Below are 17,459 nucleotides of genomic sequence, written 5' to 3'. Positions count from 1 at the left end.
AATTGCTATTGATATATTTAGTGTGGTGCGAAGGCTAATCGCTAAGTATTAAAAAGCGCCACAGGCATCAACTAGTCTTATTTTTAGGCAATAAAAAAGCCCTCAGAGAGGGCTTTTAAACAATCAACATAGGTTTAAATAAAAACCTCTGCCATTCTTATTTGTTAGATTCATTGTATTCACGCGTTAGTCTTGCGTGCTCACTTAAATCTGTTAGGCCAAGCTTTTCGTAGCTTTTTTCCATCATCTCAAGCGCAGGCTCTAAATAGCTGCTTTGCGAGTAATGCTCAACAACGTACTTACCACGATTAGCGGCCGCTAGGTAAGCTTCACGTTCGTAGTAGTAATTAGCCACTTTTAGCTCGTAACGCGCCATGCGGTTTAAAAGCCACACTAAGCGACGTTTAGCCTCTGGTGCGTAATCACTTTTTGGAAAGCGTTTTACAAGCGTTGATAAATCGGTAAATGCAACACGTGTACGGTTTGCATCGCGGTCAGCTCTGTCTATACCAAAATACTCTTGGAAGGCATTTTTATCTGCTTTAATGTTAACCAAGCCACGCATGTAGTACATGTAATCTAAATCTTTGTGGTTTGGGTTTAAACGAATAAAGCGGTCAATGGTCGCTAATGCTTGCTCTGTATTACCTGATTGGTAATGGGCATACACTAAATCCATTTGTACTTGCTTTGAGAAAGGGCCAAATGGGTAGCGTGAATCAATAGCGGTTAACAGCTCAATTGCTCGGGCGTATAAACCAGAGTCGAGCGTTTGTTTTGCATCTTCATACAAAGCGTGTGCAGATTTGTTAGGAACGCGTTGGATATCTTCTTGGTCAGGCGCAGAAGAACAGGCCCCTAAAGTAAGTACAGAAGCTGAAAAAACAATGGCGAATGCACGTTTCCCTATTTTATTTATCATTTTATTTGTTACCTTCGATGTCTTCGGCTAGGCCACGGCGGTAAAACCGAGTAAACTATGCGTATTATATTATGCTTTTATTAAAAGCGATTCTAACCCAGTCAGGCACAGCTTGCACTGGTAAATTGGGTAAAGTTACTAATGTCAGAACAAATTTCACTTCAAGCCGAGGTTCCTACCGAGTTAGGTGGTAAACGTCTAGACCAAGTATTAGCGCAATTGTTCCCTGATTATTCACGTTCACGTATAAAAACATGGATATTGGATGATAAAATCACCGTTGACGGTGAAATCTATAACACACCACGAGAAAAACTACTCGGTGGTGAAGTTGTAAATGTTGAAACCAGCATTGAAGCACCACGCGAATACGAAGCACAAGATATCAAATTAAACATTGTTTATGAAGATGATGATATTTTGGTTATCAACAAACCTATGGGCCTAGTCGTTCACCCAGGTGCAGGTAACCCAGATGGCACAGTGCTAAATGCATTGCTGCATCATTTTCCGGATATTATTAACGTACCGCGTGCTGGTATTGTGCACCGTCTAGATAAAGACACCACAGGCTTAATGGTGGTGGCTAAAACTATTCAGGCGCAAACACATTTAGTTAAAGCACTGCAAAAACGCGAAAACTTTACGCGTGAATACGAAGCTTTATGTAATGGTACTATGACCGCAGGTGGCATGGTTGAAAAGCCGATTGGCCGTCATCCAACGCAGCGTACACACATGGCAGTTCACGAAATGGGTAAGCCTGCTATTACACATTACCGTGTTGCTGAAAAATTCCGTGCTCATACACGTTTACGCCTTCGTCTAGAAACCGGACGTACACACCAAATTCGTGTTCATATGGCGTATATAAACCACCCGTTAATTGGTGATAGAGCCTACGGCGGGCGTCCTCGTCCACCTAAAGGTGCTACGCCAGAGCTGTTTGAAATGTTACGTACATTTAATCGCCAAGCCTTACACGCAGTAAAATTGAGTATTGCGCACCCTATTACGGGCGAGATGATGACCTGGCAAGCGCCTATTCCAGATGACATGGTGGCAATGACTCAGGTGCTTAGAGAAGATACCAAAGCTAATCCTAACATAGAGTATTAATGGCTTTTTTGTCAGCCCCTTGGCCTAATTTAACCTCGGTAGGTACGCTTAGTACCACCCGAGAAGGCGGCGTGTCAAAGCCGCCTTTTAATAGCTTAAATTTAGGCCTACATGTTGATGATGATCCAGAGCACGTGCTAAAAAACCGTGCTTTGGTTGAGCAATCCCTGCCAAACCCGCCACTGTGGCTTAATCAAGTGCATAGTGGCGATGTGCTCTGCGTTGATGCAGATTTTAATTTTCAAACATTACACAGTGCTGATGCGTTGTATACAAAAGTTAAAAATCAGCCTCTTGCTATTATGAGTGCAGATTGCCTGCCTATTCTGTTTGCAAGTCATGATGGCCATGAAGTTGCAGCAGTGCATGGTGGTTGGCGCGGCCTTGAAAAAGGGATCATAAAAAATACGCTTGCCTGTTTTAGCGCGCCTAGTAAGCAAATATATGCGTGGCTTGGGCCTGCTATTGGTTCTGAGCAATTTGAAGTTGGTGCCGAGGTTGCTACGCGATTTATTGCAAAATCCCCGTTGTTTAAAGAGGCGTTTAAATTACAAAGCAATAATAAATACTTGTGCGATATTTATCTAATCGCTCGCATTGAGCTTGAGCAATTAGGCGTTATTAATATTAGCGGAGGCGATTATTGTACTGTTTCTCAGCCATCATTGTTTTTCTCTTATCGGCGAGAAGGTAAAACAGGACGTATGGCAAGTTTGATCTGGCGCAAATAAAACACTATTTCCCCACAATATTCTTCTTAACACCTTGAACAATTCTATTAACATACCCATTTATTAAGCAATTAGTTTATTAAATAGGTAAACCCTCATGCGTTTAGATAGATTCACAAGTAAATTTCAATCTGCGCTTTCAGATGCTCAGTCGCTAGCATTAGGGCGCGATCATCAATTTATTGAACCCGTACATTTAATGTATGCGCTTTTACAGCAAAATGGCTCTAGCGTGCGCGCCTTGCTTGCACAAGCAGGCGTGAGTGCGGATGAGCTCAACACCAAGCTTTCTCAAGAAATAGAAAAGCTGTTTAAAGTTGAAGGAGTCGGGGGCGACGTACAGCTTTCTAATAACATGGCTTCGCTTATTAACTTATGTGATAAGTACGCGCAAAAGCGTAAAGATAAGTATATTTCGAGCGAATTATTTGTATTAGCTGCCTGTGACGACAAAGGCCCTTTAGGTGATATTTTTAGAACGCTTAATATCACTGCAACTAAAATAGAAAGTGCCATAAAAGCAATTCGCGGTGGCCAAAAGGTCGATGACCCTAATGCCGAAGAAACCCGACAAGCACTTGAAAAATATACCATTGATTTAACCGAGCGCGCAGAGCAAGGTAAGCTCGACCCCGTTATTGGGCGAGATGACGAAATCCGTCGCACGATTCAAGTTTTGCAGCGCCGTACTAAAAATAACCCCGTGCTTATTGGTGAGCCAGGGGTAGGTAAAACCGCCATTGCAGAGGGATTAGCGCAGCGCATTATAAATGGCGAAGTGCCAGAGGGCCTAAAAAGCAAGCGTGTTTTATCGCTAGATTTAGGCGCGCTGGTGGCGGGTGCTAAATACCGTGGTGAATTTGAAGAGCGTTTAAAATCGGTGCTCAACGAGCTGGCTAAAGAAGAAGGCCAAGTGATTTTATTTATTGATGAAATTCACACCATGGTGGGCGCAGGTAAAACCGACGGCGCTATGGATGCTGGCAATATGTTGAAGCCAGCGCTTGCTAGAGGGGAGCTACACTGTGTGGGCGCCACTACGCTTGATGAATACCGCCAATACATAGAAAAAGATGCCGCACTTGAGCGTCGTTTTCAAAAAGTATTGGTTGAAGAGCCCTCAGTTGAAGACACCATTGCCATTTTACGCGGCTTAAAAGAGCGCTACGAGTTACATCACTCTGTAGATATTACCGACCCGGCAATTGTCGCCGCTGCGCATTTATCGCACCGTTATATTAGTGACCGACAATTACCAGATAAAGCTATTGATTTAATTGACGAGGCTGGCTCGTCAATTCGTTTGCAAATAGATTCTAAGCCTGAGTCATTAGATAAGCTTGAGCGCCGTATTATTCAATTAAAACTTGAAGATAACGCTTTAGCTAAAGAAAAAGACGATGCAAGCCAAAAGCGGCGCAGCGAAATGCAGCAGCTCATCACCGACTTAGAAGCGCAATATCGAGAGCTTGATGAAGTATGGAATGCAGAAAAAGCCTCGTTACAAGGCACGCAAGTAATTAAGGCTGAGCTTGAACAAGCGCGCCTTGATTTAGAGGTTGCCCGCCGAGCAAGCGATTTACAGCGTATGTCGGAGCTGCAATACGGAAGAATTCCAGAGCTTGAGCGAAAACTTGATTTAGCCTCGCAAGCTGAAATGCAAGAAATGAGCTTACTAAAAAACCAAGTAGGCGAAGACGAAATTGCAGAAATACTTTCTCGTTGGACCGGGATCCCAGTATCGCGAATGCTGCAAGGTGAGCGAGAAAAACTGTTAAAAATGGAAGAGCAACTTCACAGTAAAGTGATAGGGCAGGACGAAGCAGTTGTAGCGGTCGCGAATGCGATACGACGCTCTCGTGCGGGGCTTGCCGATCCTAATCGACCAATAGGATCATTTTTATTTTTAGGACCAACTGGGGTGGGTAAAACAGAGCTTACTAAAGCGCTTGCAGGTTTTATGTTTGATACAGAAGATGCCATGGTGCGTATCGACATGTCAGAGTTTATGGAAAAACACGCGGTAGCACGTTTAGTGGGTGCGCCTCCCGGTTATGTTGGTTACGAAGAAGGCGGCTATTTAACCGAAGCCGTTCGCCGTAAGCCTTATTCTGTAATTTTGCTTGATGAAATAGAAAAAGCGCATCCCGATGTATTTAATATTTTATTGCAGGTACTCGATGATGGCCGCCTTACTGATGGGCAAGGGCGTACGGTTGATTTTAAAAATACGGTTATTATTATGACCTCAAATTTAGGCTCAGATATTATTCAAGAGCAAGCGGGCACAAACGACTACGCAACGCTTAAGAGCAAAGTTATGAATGTGCTCGTCAATGAATTTAGGCCAGAATTTATAAACCGTATTGATGAAACCGTCGTATTTCATCCACTTGCCAATGAGCATATTAAAGAAATTGCCGATATTCAGCTTGTTAAATTGCGTGAGCGTTTAACAGAAATGGGCTACTTATTAGAGATCAGTGATGCGGCGCTTGAAAAAATAGCCTCTAGCGGGTTCGACCCTGTTTACGGTGCTCGCCCATTAAAACGAGCTATTCAGCAAACAATCGAAAACCCACTGGCTCAGCAGCTATTAGGGGGAGAGTACAACCCTGGCGATATTGTCGTGATAGATGCAAACGAGCAGGGCCTGATTTTTTCAAAACGCTAATACAGACGCACAATAAGCCGCCAAACAGGCGGCTTATTGTCTTGCTTTATACTTTAAATGTATAAAGTAGGTTGTTTACTTTTTGAGAGCCGGCAACTAATTCTGCGGCATCTTTAGCAACGTCAAAACTTAAAGCTAAGTTTTCGTTACTCACTTCTTTTATATTATCTACATTATTAGCAATATCATGACTCACCATCTGCTGCTCCTCTGCAGCCGTCGATATACTATTTGTTAGCAATGCTATTTCACTAATTTGATTGAATATACTATCGAGCTCTTGGTGTGTTTGCTCGGTTGTTTGTACGCAGCCCTCGGCTTGTAGTTTTGTACTTTGCATTACCTTTGACCAATTAACCAATGTATCCTGTATATCTTTAATCGAGCTGTGAATTTGCCCCGTAGCACTTTGCGTACGAGATGAAAGGGCACGTACTTCATCGGCAACTACGGCAAAACCACGGCCATGCTCGGCTGCTCTTGCGGCTTCTATTGCAGCATTAAGCGCTAGTAAATTGGTTTGCTCAGCAATACCTTCTATCTCATTCATTACTTGGCCTATTTTATCCGCTTCCTGGGCGAGGTTATTAGCCGTATTGGCAGCATGATCTACGTGGGTTGCCAGCTCAGATACCATTTTTTTGTTATCAGCAATATGTTGTTTTATATCCGCGCAGCTGTGCTGAGTAGAATTAACTTTGTCGGCGGTAGTTGTTGTACTATTCGAAATCTCACCAATAGTGGCGGTCATTTGCGCCATAGCAGTGGCGATTTGTGTAAGCTGTGTGCTTTGCGCCTCAATGCCTTTTTCGGTGAGCGTCGACTTATCATCTAGGTTTTCAGCAATGTTATTAAAGGCATAGGTAGCATCTTTTACGCGCCCCAATACAGTTCTGAGCTTAGCAAGTAGCATTTGCTCTTTATAGTCACTCACACTTAACGGCGAGTTATCGCAAAAAACATAGCGCGAGATAGAGTCAGAATGCTGTTTATAGGTGTTTAATTTAGCAGGGGTTGCCACTAGCTCTTGATAATTTAAGGCCAAAATAAACACGCAAATTAATACGTTGATAACCGCTGCCATGGTTGAAAAGGCAAACCCACTCATTATTAGCCAGCTAAATACAATGGCTAACGTAAGCATTTGGCGCAAGTGTGTGCGTTCTTTAAAATTAAAAGCGGCTTTACCTCTATTTAATTTTTCATATAGTTTATGGGCTGTTAAAACATGTTTTTTATCTGGTTTTGTACGTACAGATTGATAGCCAACTAACTGATCACCTTCAAAGATAGGGGTTACAAATGCATCAACCCAGTAATAGCGCCCATCTTTACATCTATTTTTTACTATGGCGCGCCATGAGTGGCCGCTTTTTAGCGTACTCCACATTTCTTTAAATGCTGCTTTGGGCATATCTGGGTGGCGCACAATATTATGATTTTTACCAACGAGCTCCTGGGCACTAAACCCTGCTACATCGCAAAATGCCTTATTTGCATACGTAATGACTCCTCGTAAATCGGTTGTGGATACCAATTGCTGAGCATCACTAAAGTGAACCTCTTCATTTATTAAGCTTTGATTATGACGCATGTTAGTTTTAACCATCCTTTTTAATTAACTTGTCATTGTATTGGGTAAACTAAAGGAGGTGAAGTAAAGGCGCTGCGCTAAATAAAATTGTCATCAAAATTGCGACTTTTTATGATCTATATCAAATACTGCGTTTAAAATGTTAAAGCTTATGAAGAGTAATCTATTAATTCAGGGTCTTTATGTTTGGGGCGTGAGGGTTTTTGGTGGCTAAGTTTACAGCAGTGTGTTTGGTTTTTAGACAAGGGGTATGAGCAGGACGCGAAAGCTTTGTTCGGTTTTTACTTATTCTTACATGGATGTAAGTCATAATAATAACGCAGGGCAGTTATCGAGCCAATTAGGTTACAAATATTGCGCTGCGATTGAATCGCCCTTAGTTTGGACAAATTTCAATTCACAAAGGCCAATACGCCCTAGCAAAGCGATTGTATATTAGCGTGAGCAGTGGCAAGATTAGCTTGCTGGTTGATGCTTATTGTATCAAGCGCATGCTCAACAGGGTAAATAGCTAAAAATTTTGAAAAATTATATTGTTCTTAACAATTTAATCTTGAGTATGGGCAATTAGCCCCCATAACCCTAAGATTAAGCCACGTGGCCGAGGAAGCATTTTTTGACTATACATGATTTATCTAGCGCGCTAAACGCGTTATCAGCAACACCGCATCAGCACGCAATTAAAGGGATCAAACGTGGTATTGAGCGAGAGTCGCTGCGTATTAAAGGTAATGGCGCCATTTCCACTTTAGGACATCCTAAAGGCGTAGGTAGTGCATTAACAAACGGACATATTACTACCGACTTTTCAGAGTCATTACTTGAATTTATTACCCCTGTTAGTGAATCAGCGACAGAAACCTTAGCGCAATTAAAAGACCTGCAAAAGTTTACACTTGAGCACATGGGTGATGAGCTTTTATGGCCCATCAGTATGCCATGCTTTATTGAAGATCAAGATGACATCGTACTGGCTCAATTTGGTAACTCAAATACTGCGCGTATGAAAACCCTATACCGTGAAGGATTAAAAAACCGTTACGGTAGTATGATGCAAGCGATTGCGGGTGTTCATTTTAATATTTCTTTTCCAGAAACACTTTGGCAATCTTTACACACCTTAAAGCAAAGTAAGCAAAGCCTAGAAGCATTTATTTCGGATGGTTATTTAGCGCTTATTCGTAATTTTAAACGCGAGCTTTGGTTAATTAGTTACTTGTTTGGTGCCTCACCTGCATTATGTAATTCTTTTTTACAAGGTCGCAAAACTGACCTACCGTTTAAAAAACTAGGTAAAGGTACACTTTATTTAGAAGTAGGAACCGCGCTACGCTTGGGTGATTTAGGTTACACCAACAGTGCGCAGTCTTCATTACGCGTAATGTATAACTCGCTTGATGAGTACGTTGCTGGGCTTAAAAAAGCAATCAACACGCCTTCTGACTTATACGGCGATATTGATGACTACACCACAGCAACACCTAAGCAGCTTAATAAAAATATTCTGCAAATCGAAAACGAATTTTATTCGCCGATCCGCCCTAAACGTAATGCTAAAAGTGGTGAAAAACCAACGGATGCATTATTAAGAGCAGGCATTGAGTATGTTGAAATTAGAGCGCTGGATGTAAACCCGTTTAGTGAAACGGGCATTGATATAGAGCAAATTCATTTTTTAGATGTGTTTTTAACGTATTGTTTGTTGAAAGACTCTCCAGAAATGCAGTGGAAAGAGCAAGCCCGCAGCACTGAGAATTTAGACACAGTGGTTAATCAGGGGCGTCAGTTAGGTGTTATGCTGAACGACAACAACCAACAGCGTACGTTACAAAGTTGGGGGAGAGAAATTTTTGACCAACTAAGTGAAGTCGCTGAGCATATGGATAAGGCGTATGGGGTGACCTATTACAGCGAAACCATCGCACAAATGGCTACTTGGGTTGATAACCCTGCGCTGACTTTTTCAGGGCGTTATGTGCGCGAGCTAGAAAGTGCGGGTATAGATAACGGTTTATTTGCTATTCAATTGGCTAATAAATATAAGCAAAGCCATGCGCACGCCAACTACAATGTGTTTTCTAAAGAATGGCTAGAGCAACAAGTTGTACTCTCGGATAAAGCGCGAGAAGAAATAGAGCGCGCCGACACGCTAAGCTTTACTGACTTTTTAGATGAATATTTTAATGCCAAAGCACCCGCTTAAGCTTTTTTAAGCAAAAAAAACGCAGCCCAAGGTGGCTGCGTAAATATTCTTCAGGGATGAAACAATGCTATACTGCTGCATTCATATACTCAGACCCACGCTTTTTTAAAAAGTTCAGTGAGATCTTATAAAAATGAAAAAAAATGCAATTATTTTATCTTTTGCCCTCTCTTTAGCTGGGTGTGCCACTGCGCCACCAAAGCAACCTAATGATCTTTGTAAAATTTTTGAAGAAAAGTCAGATTGGTACTTTGATGCAAAAGATGCACAAGAAAAATGGGGCTCACCTAAACATGTTCTTATGAGCATGATGTACCAAGAAAGCTCGTTTCGTCATGATGCCGCACCACCCATGGAGTATTTTTTATGGATAATTCCAACTGGGCGTGCCAGTGATGCTTACGGGTACTCACAAGCAAAAACTCCAACTTGGTCTGACTATATTCGTGAAACGGGTAACAGTGGGGCTGATAGGGATGATTTTGACGATGCAATCGACTTTATGGCATGGTTTGTTTATAAAACACATAAAGTAAATGGTATCTCTAAATGGGATGCTTACGCCCAATACTTAAATTATCACGAAGGGTGGGGCGGTTATAAACGCGGTACCTATAAAAAGAAAAAGTGGCTAATGAGTGTTGCTAATAAAGTAAAACACCGCGCAAGCCGTTATGGTGCGCAGCTTAAACGTTGTGAAGAGGAGCTTGATAAAGGCTGGTTTGAGCGACTGCTTTTTGGCTAACTACATATCTTAAAAGCAAAAAAAGGAGCCAAGGCTCCTTTTTTAATGCATTATTTAAACTTACAACTTACGTTGATTTGGCTTAATTTTTACCTGTTTTATCATATTCTCTTTTACTTCTAACACCTCAACAGGGTAGCCGGCTATTTTAAGGCTTAAATTAGCATCTGGAATATCTTCTAGGTATTCCACAATTAAACCGCTGAGTGTTTTAGGGCCATCAAGAGGAAACTCCCAGCCCATCTCTTTGTTTAAGTCGCGCACGTTAGCGCCGCCATCAACAAGGTAAGAGCCATCGCTTTGTGTGGTCACTTCTTCACTTGGCGTACGTGTTTGCGTGGTAGTAAAATCGCCAACCACTTCTTCAAGAATATCCTCAAGGGTTACGAGACCTTGTATGTCGCCATATTCATCAACCACTATACCAATACGTTCTTTTGATTGTTGGAACTTTAATAGCTGGGTATTTAGGGACGTCCCCTCAGGAATAAAGTAAATCTCACGTACAGCACGCAATAATGACGGTTTATCAAATTGCTCTTTGGTTAAAAGACGAAGAGCGTCACGCGAATGGATAAAACCTACCGCGTCATCAATATTGTCGCGATAAAGTAATACACGGGTGTGCTGAGCATGAGTTAATTGGCGGCTAATGAGCTTCCAATCGTCGTTAATATCAATCGCCACTATTTCGTTACGAGGGATCATAATATCTTCAACGGTCACTTGCTCTAAGTCTAAAATAGAGGTCAGCATGCTTTGGTGACGAGCTGGCAGTAATGCGCCTGACTCATTCACCACTGTTTTAAGCTCTTCTTTACTCATGCTGTGCTCATCTATTTGTGCTGAGCTGATACCAAATAGACGTAAAATACCGTTGGTCATCCAGTTCACAACAACCACAAATGGGAATAGTATTTTGAGTAACCCTTTGAGAATTATAGAGCTTGGAAAGGCTACTTTTTCAGGGTACAACGCAGCAAGCGTTTTAGGGGTTACTTCTGCAAATATTAGTACCACTAGCGTTAACACACCGGTTGCAATACCAATACCTAAATCACCGTATAAACGAATACCAATGATAGTGGCTACCTGGGCAGCAGCGATATTTACAAGGTTGTTACCAATTAATATTAGGCCAATGAGTCTATCAGGACGGCTAAGTAATTTACTGACTCGTTTAGCTGCGCGATGTTCCTCTTTTGCAAGGTGGCGCAAGCGTATACGATTAATTGACATGATCCCGGTTTCTGAACCCGAGAAATAAGCAGAAAAAAGCACCAATAAACCTAAAATGATAAACAAGGTACTTGTCGATATGTCGTCCAACGATGGATCCTTTTTTTATAAACCAATGCGTATTAAGCTAGAGTGAGCTGACAGAGTCAAGTTAAAACTTATTTAACACCACTTCTTGTATAAAACGGCTGCCAAAATAAGCAAGTGTGAGGATAAATGCAGCGACCATGATGGTAATAACCACAGGTTTACCACGCCAGCCTTTTTTCATGTGCCCCAGCGCAACAGTGACAAAAATAACCCATGCGACAAGCGATAAAATGGTTTTATGTATAAATTCTTTTGCAAACATCCCATCTAAAAACACAAACCCTGTTAATAAGGCAAAGGTAAGTAACACCGTACCTAAGTTTAATAGTTGATAGAGCTGACGTTCTACCACCATTAATGGTGGCAAATGGCTATGCACAATTGCTAAATCTTTACGTTTTAAGCGTTTATCAATAAAGTAAAACTGCACGCCGTATAAAGTAGCAATAATTAACACGCAATATGCTAACAGTGATAGCGATATATGTGTAATAAGGCCTATTTCAATATTAAAGCTTTGTAATAAAATATGGTGCGGTATAAACAAACTCGCAATGGTGAGTAGGGCTGCAAAGCCATAGACGACCGGTAACAGCAATGTAGCAGGGAACTTTAACGACACCGCAGTAACCGACACCACAATAACCCAGCAGGTCAGTAGTGCAACATTAACAATACTTAAATCTTGCCCATCGGAGCGAAACACCGAATTAACCAACAGCAGCATGTGCGCTAGTATAGCCACGGTACTTAAAATAACCGTTACCTTTTGGCTAGGACCTTGTTGATGAAACAGGCGTGTTAACACGTGAGACGTTGCTAACACATAAAATAAACTGGCAATAATAGTTAAACTAATAATCAGCATTGTGCTTGGGCCACTTATAATTAGAGTCAAATAATTCTTGTTGTTATAAGCACATTGTATTTTATAGCAAAGCAATTGCATAGACCTAAAAAAAGAAACTCAATAAGCTGTGCTTCAATACTGTATTGTGCGCCATCATTTACGGTATACTGTTTTTAATTGAAATTTAATACTATTGCTCCCATCTAATAAGTAAAATGCAAATAAGCGTGAGCTTATTGGGTCAATATAAACGTCTTATCGGAACCGTTACATGTTTGAGAACCTCCAAGAACGATTAGGTAAAACCTTAAAAAATATTAGTGGCCGCGGCCGTTTAACAGAAGACAACATTAAAGATACGTTACGTGAAGTACGTATGGCGTTTTTAGAAGCTGATGTTGCGTTGCCTGTTGTTCGCGAGTTTGTAAAGCAAGTTAAAGAACGTGCCGTAGGTGTTGAAGTAACTAAAAGCTTAAGCCCTGGCCAAGTATTTATAAAAATAGTGCGCGAAGAGCTTGAAAAAGCGATGGGTGAAGCCAACGAAGAGCTTAGCCTAAATGCACAGCCGCCAGCTGTTGTTATGATGGCTGGTTTACAAGGTGCGGGTAAAACAACCAGTGTTGGTAAGCTTGCTAAGTTTTTAAAAGAGCGTAAGAAAAAGTCAGTGCTAGTTGTTAGTGCCGATGTATACCGTCCGGCGGCTATTAAACAGCTTGAAACACTTGCCAGCGAAGTTGACGTGGATTTTTTCCCAAGTGATATTTCGCAAAAACCAGTAGATATCGCCACCGCTGCTATTTCTCATGCTAAAAAGAAATTTATAGACGTAGTTTTAGTCGATACCGCCGGCCGTTTGCACGTGGATAACGAAATGATGGGCGAAATTAAAGACCTTCATAAAGCAATCAACCCAATCGAAACATTATTTGTGGTTGATGCAATGACGGGTCAAGATGCGGCGAATACCGCTAAAGCATTTGATGAAGCGCTACCTCTAACCGGTGTTATTTTAACTAAAACAGATGGTGATGCACGCGGTGGTGCTGCTTTATCTATTCGCCATATTACCGGCAAGCCAATTAAATTTATGGGTGTGGGTGAGCGTACGGATGCACTAGAGCCGTTCCATCCAGATCGTATCGCATCGCGTATTTTAGGCATGGGGGATGTACTTTCATTAATCGAAGAAGTCGAAATGAAAGTCGATAAGGAAAAAGCAGCTAAGGTCGCTGAAAAAGTATTTAAAGGCAACGGCTTTACCCTTGATGATTTTGCAGAGCAATTAAAGCAAATGAAAAATATGGGTGGCATGATGTCGATGCTAGATAAGCTGCCTGGTATGCAAAACTTACCCGATGCTGTAAAAGGCCAAATGGGTGACAAAACCTTCATTCAAATGGAAGCAATCATCAGCTCTATGACCAAACAAGAGCGCGCGCGTCCTGAGATTATTAAAGGCTCTCGTAAAAAACGTATAGCCGCAGGCTCTGGTACACAGGTACAAGAGATAAATAAACTGCTAAAACAGTTTACGCAAATGCAAAAAATGATGAAAAAAATGAAAGGTAAAGGCGGCATGCAAAAAATGATGCGCGGCATGAAAGGCATGTTACCACCTGGAATGATGGGTGGCGGTGGCCCTAAATTTTAATGTAGCGCTTAAATAGCCGCTATATAATGTATAACAAAAGGGCTAATTGGCCCTTTTTTGTTGAATAAATTATGCGCGTGGTGCATGATAATCTATTAATTGCGGCTCAGATCACAGTTTAACCTACTAAAGTGGCTTTTTGCTTCACTTCTTACTTGCATTGTTGCTAAAAACTCGTACAATTCCCCAGCTCCCCATACTGGGGAGTAAATCTTATTAATGAAAACAGTCAATCTATTTAGAGGACGGTATGGTAACTATTCGTTTGCAACGTGGTGGCGCTAAAAAACGCCCTTTCTATCAAATTGTGGTTGCGGATAGCCGTTTCTCGCGTGACGGTCGCTTCATCGAGAAAATTGGTTTCTTTAACCCAATTGCTTCAGGTCAAGAAGAAAAACTTCGTTTAGATTTACCTCGTGTTGATCACTGGGTAGGTCAGGGCGCAGGTCTTTCTGATCGTGTAGCTAAGTTAGTTAAAGACGCTCGTAAAGCGGCTTAATAGGCGTAAGTGTAACCATGAGTCAAGAGAACACCTCATCAATTATTGTCGTAGGAAAGCTCGGTGCCCCATATGGTATAAAGGGCTGGCTTAAGGTACATTCATTTACTGATGATCCCCAAGGGATCTTCGATTTCAGCCCGTGGTTGATAGGGCAACAAGGTAAATGGCAGACCTTAGAAGTGGTCGACTGGCGTCGCCACAACAAAGGCTTTATCGCTAAAATTGCGCAAGTAAACGACAGAGACGAAGCAATGGCTTATACCCATGCAGAAATATCTGTTGATTCAGCGCAATTACCAGAACTCCCGCAAGGCGAGTTTTATTGGCGAGATCTCATTGGCATGTCGGTTGTAACTGATAAAGGTTACAATTTAGGCACTGTTGATGACCTGATGGAGACAGGATCGAATGACGTACTGGTTGTTAAAGCAAACAGTAAAGATGCATTTGGTCAAGCTGAGCGTTTGATTCCTTTTTTAACTGATTCAGTAATTAAAGAAGTTAAATACGAAGCGAGAGAAATTACCGTAGACTGGGATCCTGGGTTTTAATGACTCAAACTAGTTCATTATGGGTAGGGGTAATAAGCCTTTTCCCAGACATGTTTGATGCTATTACACACCAAGGTGTCACTGGTCGCGCAGTGAAAAATGGCTTAATTGACTTTAACTGCTGGAATCCACGTGACTATGCTTTAGATAAGCACAGAACCGTAGATGACCGTCCTTACGGGGGCGGCCCAGGTATGTTAATGATGGTTGAACCATTAAAACAAGCCATTCTTGACGCTAAAAAAGCGGCAGGTGATGGCGCAAAAGTAATTTATATGTCCCCGCAAGGGCGCAAATTAGATCAGCAAGGGGCTAGCGAACTCGCAAACTCCGAAAAGCTGATTTTGATTGCCGGTCGCTATGAAGGTATAGACGAGAGAATAATAGAGTCATACGTTGACGAAGAATGGTCAATTGGTGATTTTATTTTGAGTGGTGGTGAATTACCTGCCATGACATTAATTGATGCAGTAGCGCGATTAGTGCCAGGCGTGTTAGGTCATAACCAGTCAGCAGAGCAAGACTCATTTTCGGATGGCTTGCTAGATTGTCCTCACTATACACGGCCAGAAACATTGGACGACAAACAGGTGCCTGCTGTACTACTCAGTGGAAACCACCAAGAGATTGCAAAATGGCGGCTTAAGCAGTCATTAGGCAGAACTTGGCTACGACGTCCTGACTTGTTGCATAACCTAGCTCTGACTGAGGAGCAAGCGGTATTACTCGCACAATTTCAGCAAGAGTACCAAAAAGCTTGTGGCTAGAAGACAGTTACACCTAGGAAAGTGAGAAACATAATGGCAAAAGTAAACCAAAATATTATTAAAGCGCTTGAAGAAGAGCAGCTTAAAACAGACGTACCAGCATTCGGCGCTGGTGATACAGTAGTTGTACAGGTACGTGTAAAAGAAGGTAACAAAGAGCGTCTACAGGCCTTTGAAGGTGTTGTAATCGCTAAGCGTAATCGTGGTCTTCACTCAGCATTCACAGTTCGTAAAATTTCGAGCGGTGAAGGTGTTGAGCGTGTATTCCAAACGCACAGCCCTCTTATTGATAGCGTAACAGTTAAGCGTCGCGGTGCGGTTCGTCGTGCTAAGCTTTACTACCTACGTGAGCGTTCTGGTAAATCTGCACGTATTAGAGAAAAACTTAACTAATACGCGCTGTTTATCAACGCAAAGAAAACGGGTTGCAGCCTCACGGTTGCAACCCGTTTTGGTTTTTAAGCCATTAAATAACATACTATCTCTTCACAAAAGCACCCCTCTGTATTAAGTAATCTTCACTCGCGTTGCTACATTAGCCTTTTAACCCATACTTGATCCTGTTAGTATTTAACGTATTGATTAGTTTACTTAAATGTAAATGTATATTTACGAAATGAGTTGTTTATAGGTGGAATGAGAAACGTGGCTGAATTAAGTGATTTATCACAATTACGAGATGGCATTGATGAATGCGATGCGCAATTAGTTGCTTTACTTGCAAAGCGAAATGCAATAACCCAAAAAATTGGTGCTATTAAGCAGCAAAATGGCGCCCCCCTGCATGCCCCTGAAAGAGAAGCTGCTTTGCTCGCTGCTCGTCGTGATGAAGCGATTAAACAAGGAGTCAGCCCTGAACTTGTTGAAGACATATTAAGGCGCATGATGCGCGAAGCCTATCAAAACCAACAAGCTAAACTTGCCTGTGCCGCCCCTGATTTATCACCTATTGTAATTGTAGGTGGGCAAGGGGCAATGGGCCAGTTATTTGCTCAGCAGTTTATTCGTTCAGGTTATGAAGTTAAGATTTTAGATAAAGATCAGCAAAACGATGCTAAAGCCATTTTAGCTGGCGCAAAATTAGTGATGATCAGTGTGCCTATCAATGCACTTGAGGCCGTTGTTGCTAAGCTACCTAAACTTGATGATGACTGTTTGCTTGTTGATATTACCTCAGTTAAGCAATCACCCATTAAGGCATTAAAGGCGGCGCACTCTGGGCCCGTTGTTGGCCTGCACCCTATGTTTGGCCCTGATATTTCTCACTGGGTTAAACAAACCGTTGTCGTGTGTGAAGGCCGAGCGCATGATGCTGCAAAAGGCTTACTGCAGCAGTTGCAAGTATGGGGTTGCCAACTTGTTGAGCTAGATGCTAAAAAGCATGATGAAGCTATGCAAATAATACAAGTAATGCGCCACTTAACGACCTTTGTTTATGGGCAGTTTTTAGCAAAGCAAAGCCATACGCTTGAGGAGCTAAGAAGCTGCTCGTCTCCTATTTATCAGTTAGAGCTGATGATGGTAGGGCGCTTATTTGCGCAATCTCCTGAGCTATATTCAGATATAATGTTGGCCCAGTTTGATAATGTTGAGAGTTTATTAGCGCAGTATCAAGAGACCTTTGCACAAACTCTTGAAAAGCTAAAAGCGGGAGATAAAGGCGCACTCATCGATGCATTTGCTGATGCTAAAGCATATTTTTCAGACTCTACCGCGCACTTTTTAACGCAAAGCCGTAGCCTGCTAAATAAAGCAAATGACGCCAAGGTATTAGATTAAAAGGGTTAGAAATGTGTAGTTACTTAAGCTATACGTTGAAAG

Annotated in this window: 15 protein-coding genes; 11 read left to right on the top strand and 4 right to left on the bottom strand. The window is 41.9% G+C overall.

Annotation, left to right across the window (positions count from 1 at the left end; genetic code table 11):
• Positions 1-157: 157 nt before the first annotated feature.
• Positions 158-922 carry an outer membrane protein assembly factor BamD gene (locus tag B2R65_RS01415; RefSeq protein WP_024031852.1) on the bottom strand — a complete coding sequence of 255 codons (765 nt, stop codon included), beginning with the start codon at positions 920-922 and terminating at the stop codon, positions 158-160.
• A 141-nt stretch (positions 923-1,063) separates the two neighbouring features.
• Here B2R65_RS01415 and rluD point away from each other — a divergent pair, with 141 nt between their 5' ends.
• From rluD to clpB, 3 genes are all read left to right on the top strand, one after another.
• Positions 1,064-2,041, top strand: a complete 978-nt coding sequence (gene rluD / locus B2R65_RS01410; RefSeq protein WP_004587336.1) for a 23S rRNA pseudouridine(1911/1915/1917) synthase RluD — start codon at positions 1,064-1,066, stop codon at positions 2,039-2,041.
• The gene (pgeF, locus tag B2R65_RS01405) at positions 2,041-2,772 is read left to right on the top strand and encodes a peptidoglycan editing factor PgeF (RefSeq protein ID WP_004587335.1); all 732 of its coding nucleotides are present in this window, start codon (positions 2,041-2,043) and stop codon (positions 2,770-2,772) included. Before rluD ends, pgeF begins: the two co-directional genes overlap by 1 nt.
• A 97-nt stretch (positions 2,773-2,869) precedes the next feature.
• Positions 2,870-5,446 carry an ATP-dependent chaperone ClpB gene (clpB, locus tag B2R65_RS01400; RefSeq protein WP_273586177.1) on the top strand — a complete coding sequence of 859 codons (2,577 nt, stop codon included), beginning with the start codon at positions 2,870-2,872 and terminating at the stop codon, positions 5,444-5,446.
• 46 nt (positions 5,447-5,492) lie between these two features.
• Here the strand turns inward: clpB and B2R65_RS01395 are convergent, their stop codons facing one another.
• Positions 5,493-7,040, bottom strand: coding sequence for a methyl-accepting chemotaxis protein (locus tag B2R65_RS01395; protein WP_273586176.1), 1,548 nt, complete (start codon positions 7,038-7,040; stop codon positions 5,493-5,495).
• A 616-nt stretch (positions 7,041-7,656) separates the two neighbouring features.
• On the opposite strand from B2R65_RS01395, the gene gshA reads away from it, so the two are divergent.
• Positions 7,657-9,243, top strand: a complete 1,587-nt coding sequence (gene gshA / locus B2R65_RS01390) for a glutamate--cysteine ligase (RefSeq protein WP_273586175.1) — start codon at positions 7,657-7,659, stop codon at positions 9,241-9,243.
• Positions 9,244-9,376: 133 nt separating this feature from the next.
• Positions 9,377-9,988, top strand: coding sequence for a transglycosylase SLT domain-containing protein (locus tag B2R65_RS01385; RefSeq protein WP_024031857.1), 612 nt, complete (start codon positions 9,377-9,379; stop codon positions 9,986-9,988).
• Positions 9,989-10,048: 60 nt separating this feature from the next.
• On the opposite strand, the gene B2R65_RS01380 is transcribed toward B2R65_RS01385, so the two are convergent.
• Together B2R65_RS01380 and B2R65_RS01375 are read right to left on the bottom strand one after the other, a co-directional pair.
• Entirely contained in the window at positions 10,049-11,317 is a 1,269-nt protein-coding gene (locus B2R65_RS01380; protein ID WP_004587330.1) for an HlyC/CorC family transporter, read from the bottom strand.
• A 61-nt stretch (positions 11,318-11,378) separates the two neighbouring features.
• On the bottom strand, positions 11,379-12,185 hold the full coding sequence (locus B2R65_RS01375; RefSeq protein WP_024031858.1) for a cytochrome C assembly family protein: 807 nt from the start codon (positions 12,183-12,185) through the stop codon (positions 11,379-11,381).
• Between the two features lie 253 nt (positions 12,186-12,438).
• Here B2R65_RS01375 and ffh point away from each other — a divergent pair, with 253 nt between their 5' ends.
• The 6 genes from ffh to tyrA all read left to right on the top strand — a co-directional run bounded on the left by ffh (position 12,439) and on the right by tyrA (position 17,417).
• A complete protein-coding gene (gene ffh, locus B2R65_RS01370; protein WP_024031859.1) occupies positions 12,439-13,818 on the top strand; it encodes a signal recognition particle protein in 1,380 nt (459 codons plus the stop codon).
• A 250-nt stretch (positions 13,819-14,068) separates the two neighbouring features.
• Positions 14,069-14,317: a 30S ribosomal protein S16 gene (gene rpsP, locus B2R65_RS01365; protein WP_004587327.1), complete on the top strand. Its 249-nt coding sequence runs from the start codon at positions 14,069-14,071 to the stop codon at positions 14,315-14,317.
• Positions 14,318-14,334: 17 nt separating this feature from the next.
• The gene (gene rimM / locus B2R65_RS01360) at positions 14,335-14,871 is read left to right on the top strand and encodes a ribosome maturation factor RimM (protein WP_004587326.1); all 537 of its coding nucleotides are present in this window, start codon (positions 14,335-14,337) and stop codon (positions 14,869-14,871) included.
• A complete protein-coding gene (trmD, locus tag B2R65_RS01355) occupies positions 14,871-15,638 on the top strand; it encodes a tRNA (guanosine(37)-N1)-methyltransferase TrmD (protein WP_004587325.1) in 768 nt (255 codons plus the stop codon). Before rimM ends, trmD begins: the two co-directional genes overlap by 1 nt.
• 33 nt (positions 15,639-15,671) lie before the next feature.
• Complete coding sequence (rplS, locus tag B2R65_RS01350; protein WP_004587324.1) at positions 15,672-16,031, top strand: 50S ribosomal protein L19; 360 nt, start codon at positions 15,672-15,674, stop codon at positions 16,029-16,031.
• 252 nt (positions 16,032-16,283) lie between these two features.
• Positions 16,284-17,417 (top strand): bifunctional chorismate mutase/prephenate dehydrogenase, encoded by a 1,134-nt coding sequence (tyrA, locus tag B2R65_RS01345; RefSeq protein ID WP_029773468.1) that lies wholly within the window; start codon positions 16,284-16,286, stop codon positions 17,415-17,417.
• The last annotated feature ends 42 nt before the right edge of the window (positions 17,418-17,459 follow it).

This window comes from Pseudoalteromonas sp. UBA2102 (assembly GCF_002331165.1).
Classification (GTDB): Bacteria; Pseudomonadota; Gammaproteobacteria; order Enterobacterales; family Alteromonadaceae; genus Pseudoalteromonas; species Pseudoalteromonas atlantica.
Note: the sequence above shows the minus strand (reverse complement) of the source record. Positions and strands in the feature narration are given on the sequence as shown.

Bases quoted from the DNA above. Each gene is read 5' to 3' on its own strand.
- B2R65_RS01415 (WP_024031852.1), bottom strand. From the start codon at position 922: ATGATAAATAAAATAGGGAAACGTGCATTCGCCATTGTTTTTTCAGCT.
- rluD (WP_004587336.1), top strand. From the start codon at position 1,064: ATGTCAGAACAAATTTCACTTCAAGCCGAGGTTCCTACCGAGTTAGGT.
- pgeF (WP_004587335.1), top strand. From the start codon at position 2,041: ATGGCTTTTTTGTCAGCCCCTTGGCCTAATTTAACCTCGGTAGGTACG.
- clpB (WP_273586177.1), top strand. From the start codon at position 2,870: ATGCGTTTAGATAGATTCACAAGTAAATTTCAATCTGCGCTTTCAGAT.
- B2R65_RS01395 (WP_273586176.1), bottom strand. From the start codon at position 7,040: ATGCGTCATAATCAAAGCTTAATAAATGAAGAGGTTCACTTTAGTGAT.
- B2R65_RS01385 (WP_024031857.1), top strand. From the start codon at position 9,377: ATGAAAAAAAATGCAATTATTTTATCTTTTGCCCTCTCTTTAGCTGGG.
- B2R65_RS01375 (WP_024031858.1), bottom strand. From the start codon at position 12,185: ATGCTGATTATTAGTTTAACTATTATTGCCAGTTTATTTTATGTGTTA.
- ffh (WP_024031859.1), top strand. From the start codon at position 12,439: ATGTTTGAGAACCTCCAAGAACGATTAGGTAAAACCTTAAAAAATATT.
- rpsP (WP_004587327.1), top strand. From the start codon at position 14,069: ATGGTAACTATTCGTTTGCAACGTGGTGGCGCTAAAAAACGCCCTTTC.
- rimM (WP_004587326.1), top strand. From the start codon at position 14,335: ATGAGTCAAGAGAACACCTCATCAATTATTGTCGTAGGAAAGCTCGGT.
- trmD (WP_004587325.1), top strand. From the start codon at position 14,871: ATGACTCAAACTAGTTCATTATGGGTAGGGGTAATAAGCCTTTTCCCA.
- rplS (WP_004587324.1), top strand. From the start codon at position 15,672: ATGGCAAAAGTAAACCAAAATATTATTAAAGCGCTTGAAGAAGAGCAG.